The organism is Billgrantia antri, from assembly GCF_017868935.1.
Lineage (GTDB): Bacteria > Pseudomonadota > Gammaproteobacteria > Pseudomonadales > Halomonadaceae > Halomonas > Halomonas antri.
Map to the genome: position 1 here is coordinate 602,319 of NZ_CP053383.1, position 22,440 is coordinate 624,758.

Consider the following 22,440-nt stretch of genomic DNA (forward strand, 5'->3'; position numbering starts at 1 on the left):
CAAAAAAAGTGGCCCTTTTTCCGGCAATCGCGCTATGCTGTTCACGAACATCCATCCGGCATGGCGCCCTAGTGATAGGCAAGACGACCCATGGAACTTAGAGAATGGCTGATCATTCTGGGGCTGGCCCTGGTGACGCTCATCGTCATAGATGGTGTGCGTCGTCTGAAACGTCAGCGCCGAGTGCCCCGCCTGGACCAGGTAGGGGATAACAACAACCCAGGCAATGGTGAGGCAGCTGCCGACGACGATAACCCGGAGTTGCCCAACGGCGGCGCTCGTGTCGTCAGACCCGCCAGCTATACCCAAGTGCCGGCGAAGCCCAAGCTGGAACGCCAGGAACACCCCGGACCTTCGCGGGTGCTGGCTGGCCTGAAGAGTGCCGGTGCCGATACCAGACCCATGCCGAGCCCCGATTCCGGCGCCGCCGCGGCAACGCGCCCGGTGGCGTCAGCCATGCCGGAAGCGTCGCCCTCGGCCAAACCTGCCATGGCGGAAGCGCACGAGCGCAAGGGCCGCCAGGACAAGATCGCAGAAGAGAAGGCAAAGGCACCGGTCGAACGGGCCTCCCGGCCAGCCGAGGAGACTCCGAGCGAGCCTCCGCGGTCCGTCGAGCCCGAGCCTGCCGCCCGCGTCGAGACAGAAGCCGCCGGCGCCGTTGCCGAGCCGCCGGCACGCGACGAACGGGAAGGGCGCCATGAGCCGACCCTCTCCGCGCTGGAAGAGGAAGCGCCGAGTACTGCCGCAAGCGCGCCGCTGGCCGCCGACCCGGCCGACTACGATCCTCATCACGACGAGGACGAGCGTTATCGGCTGGTCGACTTGGAAGGCATGGGCGACTCGTTCATGAGCGGCTCGCGCCGCATGGGCGAGTCGGTACAGCGTTTCGGGCTCTCCATCCAGCAGCGCATGGCCAAGCGTCGCGAGCAGAAGCGCGAGGACAAGGTGCGCCGCGATCAGGCGCGTGCCGAGAAGGCCGCTCGCGAAGCCCAGCAGCGCCGTGAGGCCGCCGAGGCTCAGGCTGCGAGGGACGCCGAACGTCGCCGCCTGGAAGCCGAGGCCATCGAGCTGGCCGACGATGACGACCCGCTGTTCGCCCCGCCGCGTTCGAGAGCCGCTGAAGCGGAGCGTACGGCATACGCCGAACCGGTCGGCGCGGAGGCCGAGTCCGTCAGCGACGACGACGTGGTACGCGCGCATCCGACGCTGGCGCGTGCGCTGCGCCACAACGTCAACGCCGAGCGGGCACGGGATACGCTGAGCCAGGCCGACGAGATCATCGTCATCAGCGTGCTGTCGCGCGATGAGGAGGGGTTCTCTGGCGAGGCGCTGCTCAACCTGATGCTGGCCTGCGGCCTGCGCTATAGCAGCGAGATGGGCATCTTCCACCGCTTCGAGACCGAGGACCCCGACAGCGAGCTGCAGTTCTCGATGGTCAACGTGCTCAAGCCGGGCACCTTCCCGATCGAGGCGATGGATGAGTTCCGTACGCCGGGCATCACTCTGCTGATGCCGCTGCCCGGCGCGCTGGACACGGCGGCGGCCTTCGAAGCGATGGTCGAGACCGCCATGGTCATCGTGCGCAACCTGGGCGGCGAGCTGAAGGACGAGAACCACAGCGTGATGACCGCGCAGACCGTGGAGTTCGCCCGCCAGCGCGTGCAGGAGTTCGAGCGCCGCAATCGCCTCAACCGCTACCAGGTGAACTGACGCCTGAGCGCGTGCCATGCCGCACCCGTCGACAACCCCGTGAGCGATCACGGGGTTGTCGTGTTGAGGGCGGCAGTGATCCCCTTCGAGACATGACAGACGCATGAGCCAGCCCGATCAGAACACTTTAGATGAAGTCGCCAAGCTGCGCGCCGAGCTCGACGACGCCAACTACCGCTACTACGTGCTCGACGAGCCGCAGCTCACCGATGCCGAGTACGACCGCAAGCTGCGCCGCCTGCAGGAACTGGAGCAGGCCCACCCCGAGCTGGTGACACCGGATTCGCCGACCCAGCGGGTCGGGGCGCCGCCCGATGCCGGCTTCCCCGAGGTCGAGCACGCAGTGCCCATGCTGTCGCTGGATAACGCCCTGAGCGAGGAGGAGCTCACCGCTTTCGTCAGGCGCGTCGCCGAGCGGCTGGAAACCGACGGCGAGGCGATCCGCTTCTGCTGCGAGCCCAAGCTCGATGGCGCCGCCGTGTCGCTGGTCTACGAACATGGCGTACTGATCAGCGGTGCGACTCGCGGCGACGGGCGCACCGGCGAGGGCATCACCTCCAACCTGCGCACGCTGCGCTCGATTCCGCTCAGCCTGCGCGGCGAGGCCCCCGAGCTGCTCGAAGTGCGCGGCGAGGTGATCATGAGCCATGCCGGTTTCGAGCGGTTGAACGAGCGCGCCCGCGAGGAGGGCGGCAAGGTCTTCGCCAACCCGCGTAACGCCGCGGCGGGTAGCCTGCGCCAGCTCGACCCCGGCACCACCGCTAGGCGGCCGCTGGAATTTAGTGCCTACCAGGTGGCACGCATCGAGCCGGACCCTGGCGATGCCAGCCACAGTGAGCTGATGGCGCACCTCAAGACCTTCGGCTTTCGCACCAGCTCCCAGCTTCGTGTCGTCACCGGCAGCCAGGGCCTGGTCGACTACTGCCGCCAGCTGGGCGAGCAGCGCGACGGTCTGGGTTACGACATCGACGGCGTGGTAATCAAGGTCGACGACCTGCGCCTGCAGCGTGAGCTGGGCTTCGTCTCGCGGGCACCGCGCTGGGCCATCGCCTTCAAGTTCCCCGCCCAGGAGGAAACCACTCGGCTCAATGACGTCGAGTTCCAGGTCGGCCGCACCGGTGCGATCACGCCGGTGGCGCGGCTCGAGCCGGTCTCGGTGGCCGGGGTTACCGTCTCCAACGCCAGCCTGCACAATGCCGACGAGATCGCGCGGCTCGGCGTGATGATCGGCGACACCGTGGCGATTCGACGGGCCGGCGACGTCATTCCCCAGGTAGTGCGGGTACTCGAGGAACGGCGGCCAGACGACGCTCGCGAGATCGTCTTCCCCAGCCGCTGCCCGGTGTGCGACTCCGAGATCGAGCGTCTCGAGGGTGAGGTGGTGGCGCGCTGCTCCGGCGGGCTCTACTGTGCCGCTCAGCGCAAGGAGGCGCTCAGGTACTTCGCCTCGCGCCGAGCGATGGACATCGATGGCCTCGGCGAGAAGCTCATCGACCAACTGGTCGAGCTCGACTGGGTCAAGACGCCTGCCGATCTGTTCCGGCTCGACGTCGAGCGCCTGGCCACGCTTCCGCGCATGGCCCGGAAGTCCTCCGAGAATCTGGTGGCGGCGCTGGAAAAGGCCAAGCAGACCACCCTGCCACGCTTCATCTTCGCGCTGGGCATCCGCGAAGTGGGGGAGGCCACGGCGGCCAACCTGGCGCGCCACTTCGGCACCCTGGACGCGTTGATGACCGCCGAGCTGGCCGAGCTCGAGGCGGTGGAGGACGTCGGCCCGATAGTGGCCGCCCACGTACATACCTTCTTCCGCCAGGAGCACAACCGCGAGACCATCGAGGCACTGCGCGAGCAGGGCGTGAGCTGGGTCGAGGAGAGCGTCGGCGAGCGTCCCCAGCCACTGGCCGGGCAAACCTGGGTGCTCACCGGCACGCTCGAGAGCATGACCCGCGACGAGGGCAAGGAGCGCCTGCAGGCGCTGGGCGCCAAGGTGGCCGGCAGCGTATCGAAGAAGACCGCCGCCGTGGTGGCCGGCGGGGCGGCCGGCAGCAAGCTGGCCAAGGCCCAGGAGCTGGGCGTGGAAGTGCTCGACGAGGCCACTTTCCTCGAGCGTCTGGCGGCCTGGGAGCGCGGTGAAGGCGCACCCGACGACGAGGAGACCGACACATGAGCGACGGACGCTTCATCGAGGTGCCCTACCGCATGCTGCCGGCGGAGACGCTCGATGCACTGCTCGAGACCTTCGTCACCCGCCAGGGCTACGACACCACCGATACCGGCGAGGGCATGCGCGGCTGGGTTGGCCAGCTCAAGCACCAGCTCGAACGCGGCGAGCTGATCATCGCCCACGACCTGCAGACCGAGACCACCGAGGTGCTGACATTGGCCCAGTGGCGCGCCTTCGGTCGCGACCTGGCTGACGACGAAGAGGAAGGTTAGACGAGCCGGAGTACTAGAAAACTCATACCAAGGTGTGAGAGCGAGTCTCCTGCAAGCTTTCCGTGAATTGATGTAAGTCAAATGAGCATTTGCCAAAAATGACGACAATGGGCGGCAATTTTCTCGTTTGGCCGGCGACTCAGGGTTGAGGTTCGGCACCACCTGTCCTTCTTGATAAGGGTCGTGATGCTGACTTTAGCCCGCTCGTTCTTCACCTGCTTGAAGTCCCTGCAAGGGTTCGTACTGGTGGCGATCATTTCCGCTTCGCTCACCGTATTCGTCGGCGTCACCCTGGTCTCCTCGCTGCTCTACGAGAACATCCTGGCGCGCCAGGCGGAGCAGACCTCCGAAACCCTGGCCCGGCAGAGCTTCAACGCCATGCTGCAGGTAATGCGCCAGGGCTGGAGCCGCGATGAGATGGAAACCTTCATCGACGAGACCAAGCGCGCCCACGCCGGTGCCGGCTATCGCTTCAACTTCTATCGCGGCGAGCGGGTATCGGAGCGCTACGGCGAGATCGATCAGCCGCCCATGGACATCGTCATTCGCTCCGCCCTCGAGACGGGCAACGAGCGGGTGTGGCGCGAGAATGGCACGGTGCGTCGGATCATGCCGTTGGTGGCCCGGCCGGAGTGCCTCTCCTGCCACCAGAACGCGGCCACCGGCGACGTACTGGGCGTGATCGACATCCAGCGCGACATGGCGCCGATCAGTCGCGAGATGCGCTTCAACTACCTGGCCCTGTTCATCGTCGCCGCCTTGGTGATCCTGCTGCTGGCGCTGGGCATGTCGAAGCTGTTCGCCGAGCGGATTCAGGTCACCCTCGATCAGTTCCGCGATCGCCTGGCCGCCGTCAACTCCGTCGAGGATTTCCGCAAGCTCGACGTCAGCGACACCCGGGTACGCTTCCAGGAGCTCAACGTCGCCATGCAGCAGGTCAATGCCCTGGTCGACCGCCTCAGGAATGTGGCAGTGGACAAGGACATCCTCGAGTTCGAGATTCGCCTGCTGAGCAAATTCATCATTACCTCCGAGGTGGTGCGCGACTGGCGCGAGTTCATCAAGGAGCTGCTGGCCGACATCAACACCATCATCCAGGCGCATACCTTGGTGACGATCTTTCAGGTCGAGGACGAAGGGTACGAGCTGGAGGTGTTCTGGTACCGTGAAGTGGCGCCCGAGACCCGGGCCACCTTCGAGCAGCTGCTGACCCAGCTGCTGGAAAACAAGCATGAAGGACCGCCCGGCGGCACCATTCTCAAGGTGTTCCATCACAACGTGCTGAGCTGCGAATCGGGTGAGGGGTTGTCCGACCTGTCGCCGGAGGACATCCGCCTGCAGACCAAGTCGCTGCTGCTCGAGGCGCCGAAGATCGGCGGTATCGTCGGCATCGGCGTGCAGTCGGACCTGGCCCAGGACCCGATCCGCCATATCGTCATCGACGGCATCCTGTCGACGTTGCTCAACCTGGTGGGCTCGGTCAAGGCGATCTACAAGTACACCCAGGATCTCGAGTACTACGCCACCCGCGACCCCCTGACCAGCCTGCACAACCAGCGCATCTTCAAGGACATGCTGGCCTACGAGGTGGGCCGGGCGACGCGCCACCAGGACCACTTCAGCCTGCTGATGCTGGACCTCGACAACTTCAAGACCGTCAACGACCGCCATGGCCACGCCTTCGGCGATCAGTTCCTGCACGCGGTGGCCGATACCCTGGCGCAGTCGATACGCCCCGGCGACTTCCTGGCCCGTTACGGCGGCGACGAGTTCACCGTAATCCTGCCCCAGACCGAGGAGGAGCAGGCCTACTCGGTGGCGCTGCGCATCGCCGACAACCTCACCAGCCAGGTGCTCACCGCGCCCGACGGCACGACCGTCAGGGCGACGACCTCGATCGGCATCGCCTGCTATCCCAATCATGCCGGCAATGCCCATGATCTGTTCCTGATGGCCGACAACATGATGTACAAGGCCAAGCGCAAGGGTAAGAACTGCGTGGCCCTGCCGGAGCGGGAAGAGGTGGCGGCCGTGTTTCGCGAGGTGGGCGAGAAGAACCAGATGGTGCTCAGCGCGCTGGAGGAGCAGCGCATCGTGCCCTACTTCCAGCCCATCGCCGACGTGCGCAGCGGCGAGGTCAACGTTCATGAACTGCTGATGCGCATCCAGCTCGACGATCGCCTGGTGCCGGCCGGTGAGTTCATCGATATCGCCGAGAGCATCGGGGTAATCCACAAGATGGACTATCAGCTGATCGAGAAGGCCTTCATCCAGATTCGCGAGCAGGGCTACCAGGGCATGCTGTTCATCAACCTGTCGCCCAAGTCGCTGATCGTGGGGGAGTTCATTGGCCGTATCCATCAGCTGGCCATCGATTACGACATTCTGCCGGAACGCATCGTCTTCGAGCTGACCGAGCGCGAAACGGTGAGCAACCTCAAGCTGCTGGAGAAGTTCGTGCTCGAACTCAAGCTGGAGGGCTTTAACTTCGCCATCGACGACTTCGGCTCGGGCTACTCCTCGTTCCGCTACCTCAAGCAGTTCCCGATCGACGTGATCAAGATCGAGGGCGAGTTCATCCGCAACATGCTCAGTGACGAGAAGTACATGGCCTTCGTCAAGAGCATCGTCACCCTGGCCCAGAGCCTCGGCGTCAGCACCATCGCTGAGTTCATCGAGAACGAGGAGGTGCTGGCCGCCGTCGAGGCGCTGGGCATCGACTTCGGCCAGGGCTATCACCTGGGCCGGCCGGGGCCGCGCTTCGTCAGCCGCCGCCAGCAGGTTCTCGTCGAGAGGTAGCAGCGAAACCGCACTACTTGCCCTGGACCAGGTCGCGGATGATCCGCCGCCCCGGATGCAGGTGATCCACCAGCGGCCACTCCAGCGGCAGCGGTTCGTCGCACAGGCGCGAAGCGAGCAGCTCGGCGCACAGCGGCGCGCTGGCCATGCCGCGGGAGCCGTGGGCGGCGCTGATCCACAGCCCGGCGTGATGCCTGCCGGGAGCGTCGGGTATGCGGGTGGCATCCTTTGCCAGCACGGCATAGTCCTCGCGCCAGGCCTCGGCGTCGGGAACCGGTCCGGCATATGGCGACTTGTCGGGGCTGGCCGCGCGCACGCCGGTGCGTGCGGTGAGCCGTTCGGGCGAGAGGTCGGCACCGGCCTCGCGCAGCGCCGCCACGAAGTGGGGCAGGCCGCGCTCGAGCTCCGCCAGGTTGGCGGTGTGGTCGGCCTCGCGCTCGGCGAGGTCGGTGTCGCCGGGAGCAAAGGTGGCGCCGAAGTTGAGTACCCCGTCTGCCGCCGGCGGAACGTAGCCGCCAGCGCACACCACGCGGCCCAGCGCTGGAGCGCCTTCGGGCAATGCCAGCTGGCTGACCTGGCCGCGCACCGGCTGCAGCGGCAGCGCCGCGAGTTGGCTGAACCCGGCAGCCTCGCGAGCGGCTGCGACCACCACCTGGTCGGCTTCGATGCGCTCGCCGTCGGCCAGGGTCAGCGTCCAGCCGGCTTCGCCGCCGTGCAGCGCCGTCACTTCACCACGGCGGAAGCTGACGCCGGGCGTGCGGGCCAGATGAACGCACAGTTCCAGCGGCCTGACCCAGGCGGCTTCAGGGTAATCGAGCGCCGATGCCTCGAGTCGTATTCCCGCCGCGCGGCTGGCCGCCTCGGCATCGAGGCCGCGCACCACGCTCTCGGGCAGCGAATGGTTGGCCAGGAAACGTGCCTGGCGTGCCTGCTCCTTCTCGTCCAGCGCCAGCTGCAGCACGCCGCTGGGCCGCCACAGTGTCTGGTCCGGGTCGAGCTGGGCCAGCCAGCGCCGGCTATACAGCAGGCCGGCGAGGTAGGCACGACTCTGCAGGTTGGTCTCCACGGCCAGCTTGACGTAGAGCGCCCCCTGCAGGTGGGTGGCGCCCAGCTCGGCGCGGTCGAAGCGATCGATCAGGGTAACGGCCACGCCGCGCCGGGCCAGGGCGGCAGCGGTGCTGGCACCGGCGATGCCGGCGCCGATCACCGCCACTTGGCGCGGCGGGCGTGGCGCTGGCGGGCTGAACCAGGGCGAGTGGCGGCGACGGGAATCGGCAGGCGGCTCTACGATCTCGCCGCAGAGCATTTCCCGCTTGCGCCCGAAGCCCGGCACCTTGCGCCAGGCAAATCCCGCCGCGTCCAGCCCGCGCTTGACCACCCCGGCGCAGGTGAAGGTGGCGAAGGTCGCACCGGGCCGCGAGCGGGCGGCCATGGCGTCGAACAACTCGGGGCGCCACATCTCGGGATTCTTGGCCGGAGCGAAACCGTCGAGAAACCAGGCATCCACCCGCCCTTCGAGCAGGACGAGGCGCTCGGTGGCATCGCCGAAGTGCAGGTCCAGCGTCACCCGCTCGTCGAGCCACAACCGATGCACGCCAGCCACCGGCTCGGGCCACTGGCGCACCAGCCGTTCAGCGCGCGGGGCCAGGTCCGGCCAGGCGGCGAGCGCCCGGGTCAGGTCGTCCCGGCTCAGCGGGTAGCGCTCGGTGGAAACCAGATGCAATCGTGCCCCGGCCGGGGCGTGCGCGTCGAAGCAGGCCCAGGCACAGAGCATGTTGAGCCCGGTGCCGAAGCCGGTCTCGCCGATGGTGAAGGGCCGCGGCTCCTGCCAGGCGGCCAGGCGTCGCGGCAGGTCGTTGCCGGCGAGAAAGACATGCTCGGTTTCCGCCCGGCCGTCGTGGCGCGAGAAGTAGACGTCGTCGAAGCGGCTCGAGTGCGGAGCACTGTCGCCGGTCTCGTCGTGCTGCCAGTCGAGACGTGCGGGCTCGAGGCCGGCCAGCGGCGGAAGGGGGGCGTGGGGCAGTGACACGGGCTTCTCCAGTACCAGACAAGGCTGCTCAAAAATTGATCGATGGCGTCGCCGCGGCGTGGCATGGCGTATCGCGCAAGGCATCCGCGGCGTTTCAACAGCGTTATCCACAGAAGCTGTGAGCAAACTCCTGTGGATAAGCGGTCTCGTCGGGGAAGGGGAGTCCCGAGCGGTCAGGGGGGCCGGGTCAGGGCAAGACCTTCTTGAACGGCTTCACTGTCGCCTTGGCATAGACCCCGGCGATCATGTAGGGGTCGGCATCGGCCCAGGCCTGGGCAGTGTCGAGGCTGTCGAACTCGGCCACCACCAGGCTGCCGCTGAAGCCGGCGTCGCCGGGGTTCTCGGCATCCACCGCGGGGTGTGGACCGGCCAGCACCAGGCGGCCCTCGTCGCGCAACTTCTCCAGCCGGGCCAGATGGTCGGGGCGGGCGGCCAGGCGGCGCTCCAGGCTGTTCTTCACGTCTTCACTGATGATTGCGTACAGCATCGCAGCGTTTCCTCTGGCAAGCGCGGTATCACCGCGGACTCCAAGCGTGCGTTGACCGACCGTCGCCGGGCGCGCACCATGGGCCATCATTTTGACAAAGTTGCCTGCCCGCGTCATGCCGCTGCCCGCCCTGCCCACGCGTTTCGACGGCGACTCCGCTCCTCTGGGGGTCGATCTCCACATGCACTCCACTGCCTCGGATGGCGCCCTGCCGCCCGCTGAGGTGGTCGCCCTGTGCGCTGCGCGCGGTGTGTGGCTAATGGCGCTGACCGACCACGACACGGTAGCCGGCGTGGCCGAAGCCGGCGAAGCGGCGACGCGCCTAGGCGTACACCTGCTGCCGGCAGTCGAACTCTCGACCCGCTGGCACGGGATCGGCATTCATGTCGTGGGGCTGTTGCCGCAGGGGGCTCGTGGGGCGCTCGCCGAAGGGCTCGATGACCAGGCCCGGGCGCGCGAGGCCCGTGCCGAGGTGATCGCCAAGCGCATGGAGAAGATCGGGCTCGACGACGCGCTGGCCCGCGCCCGCGAGCAGGCCGGGCCCCATCGTCCGCTGGGTCGGCCCGACTTCGCCCGGGCGCTGGTGGCGGCGGGGCTGGTGCCCGACATGGCCACGGCGTTTCGTAAGCATCTCGGCAGCGGCAAGGCGGGCGACGTCAAGGCGCACTGGCCGGCGCTGGCCGAGGTGGTGGGCTGGGTGGTCGAAGCGGGCGGCGTGGCGGTGCTGGCCCATCCCCTGCGCTACGGGCTAACCCGACGCAAGCGCGGCCAGCTGCTGGACGATTTCGTGGCCGCCGGCGGCCAGGCCGCCGAGCTGGTCAGCGGCTTCCAGAATGCCGACGTGACCCGCGACCTGGCCCGCCAGCTCGCCGAGCGGGAACTGTATGCCTCGCTCGGCAGCGACTTCCATTTCCCCGGCGGCCACTTGGCCCCGGGCAGCATGAGCCCGGTGCCGCGCACCGCCGTGTCCCCGGTGTGGATGCACCCTCGTCTGGCTGGCGTCGTTGCGACGGGCTGCGACGCGGCCGCCCCCGGCGCGCTATAGTGGCGGCACGCATCCAAGACGACAGGGAGCCCGCATGAGTCAGTTCTTCCAGATCCACCCGGACAATCCGCAGAAGCGCCTGATCGACCAGGCGGTGCAGATCGTGCGCCAGGGCGGCGTGGTCGCCTATCCCACCGATTCCGGCTATGCCCTGGGTTGTCACCTGGGGGACAAGAAGGCGATCGAGAAGATCAAGTGGCTGCGCTCGCTGGACGACAAGCACAACTTCACCCTGGTGTGCTCCGACCTCTCCGACATCGGCACCTACGCCAAGGTCGACAACAGCGTGTTCCGCTTGCTCAAGGCCAATACGCCGGGGGCCTACACCTTCATCCTCAACGCCACCTCCGAAGTGCCGCGCCTGCTGCTGCATCCCAAGCGGCGCTCCATCGGCGTGCGCGTGCCCGACCATCGCATCACCCTGGCCCTGCTCGAGGCACTGGGCGAGCCGCTGATGAGCGTGACGCTGATCCCGGTGGGCGAGGAGCTGCCGATGACCGACCCGGAAGAGATCCGCGAGCGCTACGGTGCCCACCTGGATCTGGTCATCGACGGCGGCGCCTGCCATCTGGAGCCCACCAGCGTCATCGATCTGCGTGAACTGCCGCCGACCATTGTGCGCGAAGGCCGCGGCGACCTGGCGCCGTTCGGCGAGTGAGCGCCTCGCCGCCGTTCAGTCCCTAGACGTGTCGCGCGCCTGTTCGGCGAGGTGCGGGTCCGGCGTCTCCTCGTCCAGCCAGGTGCCGCACTTGAGGCAGTAAAGCGCACGCTGCTCGTGACGGTCGTGGCCGCAGCCGGGGCAGGCCTGCTCGGAGTACCGGTCGGCGCGGATCGAGCGGATCACTTCGGCCGAGAACACCCCGGTGGGGATGGCGATGATCGAGTAGCCGATCAGCATGACCAGGGTGGAGATCGCCTGGCCGAGGGGGGTGACGGGGACGATGTCGCCGTAGCCCACCGTGGTCAGGGTCACGATGGCCCAGTAGATGGCCGTGGGAATGCTGCTGAAGCCGGCTTCGGCAGGCTCGATCATGTAGACCAGCGCGGCGAACAGCGTCACCAGCAGGAACATGGTGAACAGGAACAGGAAGATCTGGTGCCAGCTGCGCAGCAGTGCCTCCACCAGCAGGCGTCCTTCACCGACGAACTGCATCAGGCGCAGCACGCGGAAGATGCGCAGCACGCGCAGCAGGCGCACGATCACCAGGGTCTGGGTTCCGGGAAGCAGCAGCATCAACCAGGTGGGCAGGATGGCAATCACATCGATCACGCCGTAGAAACTGCGCAGGTAGCGCAGCGGCTTGTCGAGAATGATCAGGCGCACCACCAGTTCGACGGTAAAGGCGAGGGTGAACCCCCACTCCAGCCAGTAGAACCATTCGCCATAGGCCGCGCTGAGGTGATCGACGGTATCGAGCATGACCACCAGCACGCTGGCCAGGATCACCAGGATCAGGGCAATGTCGAAGCCCTTGGCCAGTGGCGTGTCGGATTCGAAGATGACCTGGAACAGGCGTGTACGCACGCCATCGGCGGCCGGTCGGAACGGTTCGGTCATGCGCTGGCTTCCTGCGGCAAGTGGCTCACTTCAGCGGTACGTGGCAATGGGAAACGGCTCATGCCGCCAGGCGATGGGCCAACCGCAGCGCCAGGCGCCCGAACTCGACGCCTAACCAATCGGCTTGCTCCAGCATGGCGGCGAGACGGGCAGCATCATCGTCGCCCGCGGCGAGCGCCTGCAAGGCCTCTCGGGCCGCTTCTCTCCAGCTATCCTCGCCGGTATCGGCGAGGGCGTCCAATGCCAGCAGGGCACGCCGCAGCCGCTCTCCTTCACCAGAGCCTTCCGGCAACGTCCAGCGGCCGCTGAGCAGGGCGCTGCCGCGGGCGGCCTTGCTGGCATCGGCGGGTCGCAGTGGCACCGTTTCGGCGAAGGCTTGCGCCAGGCTCCACAGCGCCTGGGGGTCGCCGTCCTTGAGTTCCAGTTCCAGTTCGCGGATCGGCACACGCCGTCCGGCGGCGCGAATCTCGCCCTGGTCGAGGGCGACTTCGATGGTGGCTTCCGCGAGCTCCAGGCGCCAGGCACGGCGCTCGAAATCGGTGGCAAAGCGCGGCTCGAGCCGTTCCAGCACATCGTCGCCCAACCCGGCGATGGGAGGCAGCTCGGCCAGCCTCGCGCGGTCCAGCGTCTCGCTGGCTACCGGCCACTCCCACTCGCCTCGCCGGCTGTAGCCACCGGCGCCTTCGCCGCTGGTCTTGAGGGTCTGCACCCAGCTGTCACCGTGCCGGCGCAGCCTCAGCGCCATGCGCGCTGCCTCCAGCTCGCCCGCCGGCGTGTCGAAGTAGATATTGGCCAGATGCCGGGCGTCGTACACGCCGCCGCGCAGCAAGGGGTGCTGCAACAGGCGCTCCGGCCCCGTCTCGGCCAGTGCCAGCTTCATTTCTATCTCTTCGCTCATGTGCCTTCCTGCTGTTCGACTAGAATGAGAGCGCGTCAGGGGCTACCGTGTAAGCCAAATATTTCAATGACGTGACAGGGTGCCATTCTTTATACTGGCGCCGCCATTCCACAAGCGCATTCTACGCCATGGTCAAATCCAATCCGTTTTCGGCGATGTTCGGTCGCTCGCCGTTTCAGCCACTGCTGGCGCATATCGCCAAGTCCAACGAGTGTGCCGACCAGCTGCTGCCTTTCTTCGAGGCGTCGCTGGCCGGGGACTGGGACGAGGCCGCCAGAGTCCGCGAGACCATTACCCAACTGGAGCATGAGGCCGACAGCCTCAAGACCGAGCTGCGCCTCAACCTGCCCAATACGCTGTTCCTCCCGGTTTCCCGCAGCGACCTGCTCGACCTGATCAGCGTCCAGGACAAGATCGCCAACAAGGTGCGCGACATCACCGGCATCATGCTTGGCCGGCGTATGCAGGTGCCCGCTGAGCTGGCCCAGCCCATGCGCGACTACATGCACACCGCCGTGGCCTGCGTCGCCCAGGCGCGCCAAGCGCTGGAGGAGCTTCAGGATCTGCTCGAGTCGGGCTTCGGCCGGCATGTCGCCGACGTGATGCAGAACTTGATTCGCGAGCTGCACATTCTCGAGCAGCAGGCCGACCAGCAGCAGATCGATATCCGACGCCAGCTATTCGAGCTCGAAGACAGGCTCAAGCCGGTAGACGTGGTCTTTCTCTACAAGATCATCGACTGGGTCGGCGAACTCTCCGATCGCGCCGAGCGCGTCGGCAGCCGTCTCCAGATTCTCACTGCCCGGTAGGACATCGTCGCCCGGCCCGGCCGGGACATGTCCTCTCAACCTGACAGCCACATAGGATCCAACCCCCTATGTCGATCATTGCAGAGCACGCGAACACCTTCATCATCCTGGCCTGTCTCTTCGGCTTCTTCATGGCCTGGGGCGTCGGTGCCAACGACGTCGCCAACGCCATGGGCACCTCGGTCGGCTCCAAGGCGATCACCATCAAGCAGGCGATCATCATCGCGGTGATCTTCGAGTTCCTCGGCGCCTGGCTTGCCGGCGGCGCGGTCACCGAGACGATTCGCAAGGGCATCATCGACCCCGCAGCACTGCAGCACGATCCCCAGCTGCTGATCTACGGCATGCTGGCCTCGCTGCTGGCCGCCGGCACCTGGCTGTTGATCGCCTCGATGAAGGGCTGGCCGGTGTCGACCACCCACTCCATCGTCGGCGCCATCGTCGGCTTCGCCCTGGCAGGACTCGGCATCGATGCCGTGGGCTGGGCCAAGGTGGGACAGATCGCCGCCAGCTGGGTGGTATCGCCACTGCTGTCGGGCGTCATCGCCTTCACCCTGTTCAAGTCGGTGCAGCACCTGATCTTCGAGTCCCATGACCCGTTTGCCGCGGCCAAGCGCTACGTACCGTTCTACGTGCTGCTGGTCGGCTTCGCCATCTGCATGGTGACTCTGACCAAGGGACTCAAGCACCTGGGGCTAAACCTTGGGTTCGGTACCAACCTGCTGCTGTCGGTTCTGTTCGGCCTCGGCATGATGGCCCTGGGCGGCTGGATGGAGCGGCGCGTACAGGCCGGCAGCCGCCAGACCGACCATTTCGGCTTCACCGGGGTGGAGCGGGTGTTCGGCGTGCTGATGATCTTTACCGCCTGCGCCATGGCCTTCGCCCATGGTTCCAACGACGTGGCCAACGCCGTGGGTCCGCTGGCGGCCGTGATCAGCGTGGTCGAGCACGGCGGCACCATCGGGGCTTCGGCACTGGTGCCCTGGTGGGTGCTGGTACTGGGCGGCGGCGGCATCGTGGTGGGGCTGGTCACCTACGGTCACAAGGTCATCGCCACGGTGGGTACCGGCATCACCGAACTGACGCCCAGCCGCGGTTTTGCCGCCACCCTGGCCGCGGCGCTGACCGTGGTGCTCGCCTCGGGCACCGGGCTGCCGATCTCCACTACTCATACGCTGGTGGGCGCGGTGCTCGGCGTCGGCCTGGCCCGCGGCATGACGGCGCTCAACCTGCGCGTGATCGGCACCATCGCGATGTCCTGGCTGATTACCCTGCCGGCGGGGGCGGGCCTGGCAATACTGTTCTTCTTCATGTTCAAGGGAATCTTTGGTTAAACGTCATCGCTCGCGACGTAGAACTGGCTGGGTATGAACGTACACGGCGGCACCTTGATGGTGCCGCCGTTTTCGCTGCTCTGATATAGTCGAAGCCGATACACCCTCCCTTTCATCTGCTGCCGGAGAGCGGCCTTGGACACTCGTTTCCCCTTCGTCGAATGGTTCCGTAATTCCTCCCCTTATATCAATGCGCATCGGGGCCGAACCTTCGTGATCCTGATCGAGGGCGAGGCCATGGCGCGAGGACGAGGCGAGCAGTTGATCCAGGATCTGGCGCTGCTGCACACCCTCGGCGTGCGGCTGGTGGTGGTGTTCGGCATCCGCCCCCAGGTGGAGCAGGCGCTGAACGAAGCCGGCATCGAGCCGCGGCGCCACGACGGCCGTTGGGTGGCCGACGAAGCGATCATGGCCTGCGTCGAGCGGGTCGCGGCCGAGCAGCGCCTGTGGCTCGAGGCGCGGCTATCGCTGGGTCTGCCCAACACGCCACTGCACGGGGTCGAACTGACCGCGGTCTCCGGCAACCTGGTGATGGCCAAGCCGCTGGGGGTGCGCGAAGGGGTCGACTACGATCACAGCGGTGAGGTGCGCCGGGTGCGGGTGTCGGCGGTGCAGGGGCTGCTCGACCGCGGCTCGCTGGTGCTGCTGCCGCCCCTGGGCTTCTCCAGTACCGGCGAGGTGTTCGACCTGGACGCCGCCGAAGTGGCCCAGCACGCGGCCATGGCGCTGGCTGCCGACAAGCTGATCCTGCTGGGCGAGGCGGCCGGGCTGTATGACGAGAATGGTGCCTTGCAGCGTCAGCTGACGCCTGCCGAAGCCGAGCCGCTGCTGAGCCAGATCGAACCGGGCTGCGAGCAGGCGCGCCACATTGCCGCCGCCTGCGCCGCCGCGCGCCACGGGGTGGCGCGAACCCACCTGCTCTCGTGGCAGGATCACGATGCCCTGCTGGGCGAGCTGTTCACCCGCGACGGGGTGGGCACGATGATCACCCGGCATCGCTACGAGCAGCTGCGTCCGGCCGAGCTCGGCGATATCGCCGGCCTGCTGGAACTGCTCGAGCCGCTGGAGCGGCGCGGCATGCTGGTGCCGCGCTCGCGTGAACGCCTGGAGCACGAGATCGACGATTATCTGGTCATCGAGCGCGACGGCATGATCATCGGCTGCGCGGCGCTGCACTGCTTTGACGAGACGCAGATGGGCGAGCTGGCCTGCGTGGCGATCCACGTCGACTATCGCGGCGGGGCACGCGGCTCGCTGCTGCTGTCCGGTATCGAGCGTCGCGCGAGACGGCTCGGGCTCGGCGCTCTGTTCGTGCTGACTACCCATACCGCCCACTGGTTCGTCGAGCACGGCTTCCGCCCCTCGGACATCGATTCGCTGCCCACCCTGCGGCGCGATACCTACAACCACGCCCGCAAGTCGAAGATCCTCGTCAAGCCGCTTTCGTGACGCCCTGATAGGGGCAGCAAAAAAGGCCGAACGAGGCGCAGCCGCCGCCCTGGAATCGTGTGCCGGGCGGCGGCTGTCGCTTTGGGGCAACGCCGCTTGAAATGTCGTCTCCAAAAGGCTACACGGCAAGTCACTGTTTTCAATAAATATCTTAAAGCCTGGTCGCAACGGTGTCGCCATTCGGTGACGAAAAAGAGGCCAGTGATACGCTGATTGAACGGCTTTTGCCGTACGGTGACGGCGTGCCAACTTTTTTGTCTTTTTAACTTATTGATTTTAAACAAATTGCCAATTTTTTGGCACGCAACTCGCTATATACTTGGTGAGCAACGAAGAAGTGATTCAAACGGCTCGAATCACTTCGGATCGTCAAGAGGCTTGGGAACCACCACCCCCCCATGCCCTGTGCGACCCGAGCTTCACGACGATCGACGTTCGCTCCGCGATGTGTAACTTAGGTTGCGATGAGACGGGTACCGCCGATAGGCAAGGAACGGTACCAGAAGGGCAAGGATGCCCCGGCAAGGATGCCTCATCCCCCTCGGGGGATCGAATTCCGGGCCAGCGCCGGTAAACGATACCGGCGCTGGCGCCAAAGGACGAAGCAAGGCGGTTCGCCGCCTGCCCGTAGCGACGGCTCCTGGTAGCACAGCGTCGGCAGCGGGGCTTCGGGACCCTCGGGTCCGCTGAAAGTATGGGACATGGCTCGACCAGGCGAACGATGCCCATATTTTCAACCCCTTCAGTTCCCTGCGTATTGGGCCGGCATCTTGCCGGCCTCTTTTTTTTCGACAGGACTGAGACGGGGAAGTAGGCGAGCGTGGAACTCTGTTATCCTTCAGGTACGTACCCTATGGTGGTCCCTTACCCTCTCCTGAATAGAACATTGGTCATGACCAAACGGGTCTCGCGCCGCTGGCGTCCACGCTCATTGCTGCAGCTCGTGCTGTTGGCGTTTCTGGTAGTGATGCTGCCGCTGGGAATCCTGATGTACCAGGCCGGCCAGGCCTTGTCCGAACTGTCACACCTGGCGGACGTCAGCGCCCGCCAGGCGGTGGAAGAGAGCCGGCGCGCCCGGGTGCTCAGCAACCTGGCGGTCGAAATGGAACGCAGTGCGCGCCAGTACGCGGTGCTCGAGCAGGAGAGCCTGCTCGACCTTTATGAGGAGCGTCACAATGAGTTCCGAGAGCTGCTGACGATGCAGCGCCGCTTCCTGCCCGACAACCCCGACGTGCAGGCGCTGGAGGAGCAGCTGTTGCTGCTGTCGCAGCTGCCCGAACTGGACCCCGAGGAGCTCGAGGTGTGGCTGTCGCTGTTCGTGCCGTTTGCCGAGCATACCGAGGCGATGCGCCAAGCCACCAATCGCCAGATCGACGCCAGCATCGAGATGATCAGCGCCAGGGCGGAAGCCGTGCAGTCGCGACTCTGGCTGCAGACCACCGCGCTGGTCTCCGCTAGCCTGCTGCTCATGCTGCTGTTCAGTTGGCTGATCATTCGACCGGTGCGCCAGCTCGAGCGCCGCATTCTCAGCATCGGCAGCGGCGTCGAGACCAACGACCGCGATACCATCCAGGGGCCCGCCGAATTGGTACAGCTCGGCGACCGGCTCGACTGGCTCTCGACCCGGCTCAGCGATCTGGAGGCACAGAAGCAGCAATTCCTGCGCCACATGTCGCACGAACTCAAGACGCCGCTGGCCAGCGTGCGCGAAGGCTCGGCGCTGCTGGCCGATGGCGTGGCGGGCGAGATGACGCCGCGCCAGCGCGAAATCCTGGCCCTGATCGACTCCAGCGGTCGCGAACTGCAGCGCCTGATCGAACAGCTGCTCGACTACAACCTGCTGCAGCACAACCAGCGGATCACCCTCGAACAGGTGGACCTGGCGACGCTGGTCAAGGCCACCCTGGCCAAGCATCGACTGGCGCTGGAGCACAAGGGCATGCGAGTGACCGCTTTCGACGGTCCCATGGAGTGGGTGGTCGACCGTACCGCGGTAGGTCGCATCCTCGACAACCTGGTCTCGAATGCCATCGCCTATGGCGAAGACGGCGGCGAGCTGCTGCTGCGCGCCCACGCCGGGCGGGAGCACCTGATTCTCGACGTCGCCAACAGCGGCGAGCCCATCGCCGAGCATGACCGCGCGCGCCTGTTCGAACCGTTCTACCAGGGGCGTTCGCGGCGCAAGGGGCCGCTCAAGGGCTCCGGTATCGGGCTTTCGGTCGCGGCCGACTGCGCGCGCATCCAGAACGGCAGCCTGGGGCTGATCGAGGATAGAGAATACGAAGTGTGTTTTCGCCTGACGCTGCCGCGTCAGGCGCTTCCCTTGACCACGGAAAACAATAAGATGGAGCCCGTTGAAGTGGGCATCAGCGCAAGGAGCGAGGAACGATGAGGGTAACGAAGAGCTATCGAACGGGGAACGGCCGTACGAGGAATGACCGTACGCAGAACAGCCGGGCGAGAACGGCATTCGCTGTCGGTGGGCTGGCGCTTGCGCTGAGCGGCTGCCAGTACCTGCCCGAGCAGGGTGGACTCGGCGCGAAGCCGGAAGCGGCCCCGACGACCAGTTGCCGTACGGTGGAGCCGACGTTCGACAACGAAGCCTGCCTGCTGCCCAGTTGGGTGGCGTACGGCCTGGCGTCGCAGCGAGGCGATGGAGAGTGGCGCCGACAGAAGCAGAATGAGCTGGACGCAGATTACGAATTGAGCGAAGCCGAACGGGAGCTGGCACGCGCCGTGGCACTGGCCTGGGGCAGCGAGCAGGAGTGGCGGCAGGCATCGGAGCTCTATGAGGCGCATACCCATGCCGCGCCGGCCGACCTGCAGCCGCTGCTGCTCTATTGGCGCAACGAACTGGAAGGACGGCGTGCCCTGGCCGGCAGGAGCGCGGAGGCCCGCGCCCAGGTGCATACCCTGCAGCGGCAGAACGCCGAGCTCTCCGAAAAGCTCGAGGCGCTTACCGCCATCGAGCAGAACATGAACCTGCGACAACAATCGCCCTGAAGGGCGACCGGTTAATACGGGAGAAAGACGTGATGGAAGCCGCTCGATTGACCGATACACGCAAGAATGAGGCGCGCAGGCCGGCACGTACGTCGGGTGCGAAAGCAGGCAATGCCCACGTTTTGCTGGTCGACGACGACGTCAGCCTATTGCGTCTGTTGGGAATGCGCCTGGAAAGCCGAGGCTACCGGGTGACCACGGCCGAGAGCGGCTCCGAAGCGCTGCGCAAGCTCGAGGCCGAACGTCCTGACATCGTGCTCTCCGACCTGCGCATGGACGAGATGGACGGTCTCGCCCTGTTCCAGGCCATCCAGCGCGAGGTGCCGGGGCTGCCGGTCATCATCCTGACCGCCCACGGCTCCATACCCGACGCCGTGAACGCCACCCAGCAGGGCGTGTTCAGCTTCCTCACCAAGCCGGTGGACCGCGACGAACTGTTCCGCGCCATCGACGAGGCATTGACCCACCTGCCCACCGGCGGCGGCGACGACAGCGAGGCCTGGCGTGCCAGCATCATCACCCGCAGCCCGGAGATGGAGCGCGTGCTGGAGCAGGCACGCATGGTGGCCTCGTCGGATGTCAGCGTGCTGATCACCGGCCCTTCCGGTTCGGGCAAGGAGCTGCTGGCACGGGCGATTCACGATGCCAGCCCGCGTGCCAACCACCCATTCGTGGCAATCAACTGCGGCGCGCTGCCCGAGCAACTGCTCGAGAGCGAGCTGTTCGGTCACGCCAAGGGCGCCTTTACCGGGGCGGTGAGCGATCACAAGGGGCTGTTCCAGGCCGCCGAGGGCGGTACCCTGTTCCTCGACGAGATCGGCGACATGCCGCTACCGCTGCAGGTCAAGCTGCTGCGCGCGCTGCAGGAGCGCCAGATCCGCCCGCTGGGCTCGACCCAGTCGATCCCGGTCAACGTGCGCATTCTCTCCGCCACCCACCGCGACCTCAGCCAGGCGATGCACCAGGGCGAGTTCCGCGAGGACTTCTTCTACCGCCTCAACGTGGTCAACCTGAAGCTGCCGGCGCTGAAGGACCGCGCCGAGGACGTGCCGCTGCTGGCACGCCACCTCGTGGCCCAGGCAGCGGAGCGTCACAAGCCGTTCGTCAAGGGGTTCTCGCCGGAAGCGCTCAACCTGCTCGCCACCAGCGCCTGGCCCGGCAACGTGCGCCAGCTGGTCAACGTGGTGGAGCAGTGCGTGGCGCTGACCCGCTCGCCGATGATCCCCGAAGCCCTGGTGGCCCAGGCGCTGGCGGCGGAGGACTGTGCACTGCCTACTTTCAACGACGCCCGTGCCGGCTTCGAGCGCAGCTATCTGGTCAAGGTGCTCAAGATCACCGAAGGCAACGTGACCCAGGCGGCACGCATCGCCGGACGCAACCGCACCGACTTCTACAAACTGCTCAGCCGCCACGAGCTGGAGCCGAGCACCTTCAAGCCCGAGTAACGCCAGTCGGTTCGTCGTTCGACTCGTCATCAAGAGCGCCTGGTACGGGCGCTCTTGTCATTTTAGCCGACTGTCATTTGAGACGACGTTTGACCTCGACCTTCAGCTTTCCTTCGCCCAGCCGAGCGGTTAACGCCTGGCCGGGCTGGGTATCGCCCGCGCGACGTATGACCTGTCCTGCGTCGTCCTGCAGGATGGCGTAGCCGCGCCCCAGCACCGCCAGCGGACTAACCGCCTGCAGCTGCCTCGCCAGCCCCGCCAAGCGCTCGCGCTGGCGCGACACGTCGCGCTGCATGGCCTGTTCGAGCCGGGCCCGGACGCGGGCCAGCCGCTCACCGGCCTGCTCGACCCGGCGCCGTGGGTGGCAGGCGTCCATGCGTCGTTGCACATGGCCCAGTTGCCGGCGCTCGGCGGCGAGCCGCATGAGCATGGCGCGACGCAGGCGGCCCTCCAGCTCGCCCAACGCCTGGCGCTTGCGGGTCAACACCTCGCCGGGGTGGCGCAATCGTGCGCGCAGGTGGTCCAGCCGCTGGCCCTCGCGCTCGAGTCGCGCCTGGGTACAGCGTAAAAGTTGACGCTCCAGCCCGGCCAGGCGGCGTAGCAGGTCGCGCCCGTCGGGCACCAGCATCTCGGCGGCCGCGGAGGGTGTGGGTGCACGCACGTCGGCGGCCAGGTCCGACAGGGTGATATCCACCTCGTGACCCACCGCCGACATCACCGGCAGGCGCGAGTGGAAGATAGCCCGTGCCAGGTGCTCGTCGTTGAACGCCCAGAGATCTTCCAGGCTGCCACCGCCGCGCGTGATCAGCACCACGTCGCGCGCCGGGTCAAGCGCCTGCTGGCGGTTGAGCAGCCCCAACGCGGCGATCAGCGCCGGCGCAGCCTCGCGACCTTGCACCGGCACCTCGATCAGCGTGACCCGGGCCAGCGGCCAGCGCGCCTTGAGTACCGCCAGCACGTCGCGGATCGCCGCTCCGCTGGGCGAGGTGAGCACCAGCAGGTGACGGGGCGGGCAGGGCAGGGGCCGCGCATTGGCGAATACGCCCTCGGCGGCGAGCCGCTGCTTGAGTCTCTCCAGCGCCAGCAGCAGTTCCCCCTCGCCGGCCGGCTGCACCGCCTCGGCGATCAGCTGGTAGTCGCCGCGCGGCTCGAACAGCGACACCCGCCCGCGCACCCGCACGCGGTCGCCATCGCGCATGGGGGCGGCGACGAAGCGGGCGCGGTTGCGAAACAGCGCGCCGCGCAGCTGGGCCGACGCATCCTTGAGCGTAAAATAGACGTGCCCCGAAGCCGGCCGCGACACGCCGGAAAGCTCACCCTCGACCCACAGCTCGCCGATGCCCTGTTCGAGCAGCAGCCGTGCGCGGCGGTTCACTTCGCTGACGGAAAGCGCGGTATCGGTGGGTGGCGCCATGCTTCGAGCGTCCTTGGCCGTTTG

At 66.6% G+C, this 22,440-nt stretch carries 17 protein-coding genes; 12 read left to right on the forward strand and 5 right to left on the reverse strand.

All coding sequences use genetic code 11. The features are described from left to right. Positions 1-90: 90 nt before the first annotated feature. The 4 genes from zipA to HNO53_RS02855 all read left to right on the forward strand — a co-directional run bounded on the left by zipA (position 91) and on the right by HNO53_RS02855 (position 6,945). Complete coding sequence (gene zipA / locus HNO53_RS02840) at positions 91-1,710, forward strand: cell division protein ZipA (RefSeq protein ID WP_209476072.1); 1,620 nt, start codon at positions 91-93, stop codon at positions 1,708-1,710. Positions 1,711-1,813: 103 nt separating this feature from the next. Then, the gene (gene ligA / locus HNO53_RS02845) at positions 1,814-3,877 is read left to right on the forward strand and encodes an NAD-dependent DNA ligase LigA (protein WP_209476074.1); all 2,064 of its coding nucleotides are present in this window, start codon (positions 1,814-1,816) and stop codon (positions 3,875-3,877) included. Beyond that, the gene (locus HNO53_RS02850; protein ID WP_209476076.1) at positions 3,874-4,146 is read left to right on the forward strand and encodes a YheU family protein; all 273 of its coding nucleotides are present in this window, start codon (positions 3,874-3,876) and stop codon (positions 4,144-4,146) included. The genes ligA and HNO53_RS02850 overlap by 4 nt, the downstream gene beginning before the upstream one ends. A gap of 186 nt (positions 4,147-4,332) precedes the next feature. Next, a complete protein-coding gene (locus HNO53_RS02855; RefSeq protein ID WP_209476077.1) occupies positions 4,333-6,945 on the forward strand; it encodes a putative bifunctional diguanylate cyclase/phosphodiesterase in 2,613 nt (870 codons plus the stop codon). A gap of 13 nt (positions 6,946-6,958) precedes the next feature. Here the strand turns inward: HNO53_RS02855 and mnmC are convergent, their stop codons facing one another. Further along, on the reverse strand, positions 6,959-8,968 hold the full coding sequence (mnmC, locus tag HNO53_RS02860) for a bifunctional tRNA (5-methylaminomethyl-2-thiouridine)(34)-methyltransferase MnmC2/FAD-dependent 5-carboxymethylaminomethyl-2-thiouridine(34) oxidoreductase MnmC1 (protein WP_242597614.1): 2,010 nt from the start codon (positions 8,966-8,968) through the stop codon (positions 6,959-6,961). 193 nt (positions 8,969-9,161) lie between these two features. Next, entirely contained in the window at positions 9,162-9,461 is a 300-nt protein-coding gene (locus HNO53_RS02865) for a YciI family protein (RefSeq protein WP_209476081.1), read from the reverse strand. 115 nt (positions 9,462-9,576) lie between these two features. Here HNO53_RS02865 and HNO53_RS02870 point away from each other — a divergent pair, with 115 nt between their 5' ends. Beyond that, positions 9,577-10,506 carry a PHP domain-containing protein gene (locus tag HNO53_RS02870; protein ID WP_209478489.1) on the forward strand — a complete coding sequence of 310 codons (930 nt, stop codon included), beginning with the start codon at positions 9,577-9,579 and terminating at the stop codon, positions 10,504-10,506. 34 nt (positions 10,507-10,540) lie between these two features. Beyond that, positions 10,541-11,164, forward strand: a complete 624-nt coding sequence (locus tag HNO53_RS02875) for an L-threonylcarbamoyladenylate synthase (protein WP_209476083.1) — start codon at positions 10,541-10,543, stop codon at positions 11,162-11,164. Positions 11,165-11,179: 15 nt separating this feature from the next. Here HNO53_RS02875 and HNO53_RS02880 read toward each other — a convergent pair whose 3' ends face one another. Next, positions 11,180-12,064, reverse strand: coding sequence for an ion transporter (locus tag HNO53_RS02880; RefSeq protein WP_209476085.1), 885 nt, complete (start codon positions 12,062-12,064; stop codon positions 11,180-11,182). A gap of 58 nt (positions 12,065-12,122) precedes the next feature. Beyond that, entirely contained in the window at positions 12,123-12,962 is an 840-nt protein-coding gene (locus HNO53_RS02885; protein ID WP_209476087.1) for a CYTH domain-containing protein, read from the reverse strand. A gap of 128 nt (positions 12,963-13,090) precedes the next feature. Here HNO53_RS02885 and HNO53_RS02890 point away from each other — a divergent pair, with 128 nt between their 5' ends. From HNO53_RS02890 to glrR, 6 genes are all read left to right on the forward strand, one after another. Then, on the forward strand, positions 13,091-13,771 hold the full coding sequence (locus tag HNO53_RS02890; protein ID WP_209476089.1) for a TIGR00153 family protein: 681 nt from the start codon (positions 13,091-13,093) through the stop codon (positions 13,769-13,771). 68 nt (positions 13,772-13,839) lie between these two features. Next, positions 13,840-15,105 carry an inorganic phosphate transporter gene (locus HNO53_RS02895; protein WP_209476091.1) on the forward strand — a complete coding sequence of 422 codons (1,266 nt, stop codon included), beginning with the start codon at positions 13,840-13,842 and terminating at the stop codon, positions 15,103-15,105. Positions 15,106-15,240: 135 nt separating this feature from the next. Beyond that, positions 15,241-16,554 carry an amino-acid N-acetyltransferase gene (gene argA / locus HNO53_RS02900; protein WP_209476093.1) on the forward strand — a complete coding sequence of 438 codons (1,314 nt, stop codon included), beginning with the start codon at positions 15,241-15,243 and terminating at the stop codon, positions 16,552-16,554. Between the two features lie 892 nt (positions 16,555-17,446). Then, complete coding sequence (locus HNO53_RS02905; RefSeq protein WP_209476095.1) at positions 17,447-18,946, forward strand: sensor histidine kinase; 1,500 nt, start codon at positions 17,447-17,449, stop codon at positions 18,944-18,946. Beyond that, entirely contained in the window at positions 18,943-19,557 is a 615-nt protein-coding gene (locus HNO53_RS02910; protein ID WP_242597518.1) for a hypothetical protein, read from the forward strand. The genes HNO53_RS02905 and HNO53_RS02910 overlap by 4 nt, the downstream gene beginning before the upstream one ends. A gap of 164 nt (positions 19,558-19,721) precedes the next feature. Continuing rightward, a complete protein-coding gene (gene glrR / locus HNO53_RS02915) occupies positions 19,722-21,002 on the forward strand; it encodes a two-component system response regulator GlrR (protein ID WP_240549113.1) in 1,281 nt (426 codons plus the stop codon). 73 nt (positions 21,003-21,075) lie between these two features. Here the strand turns inward: glrR and xseA are convergent, their stop codons facing one another. Next, a complete protein-coding gene (xseA, locus tag HNO53_RS02920) occupies positions 21,076-22,416 on the reverse strand; it encodes an exodeoxyribonuclease VII large subunit (protein ID WP_209476097.1) in 1,341 nt (446 codons plus the stop codon). Between the last annotated feature and the right edge of the window lie 24 nt (positions 22,417-22,440).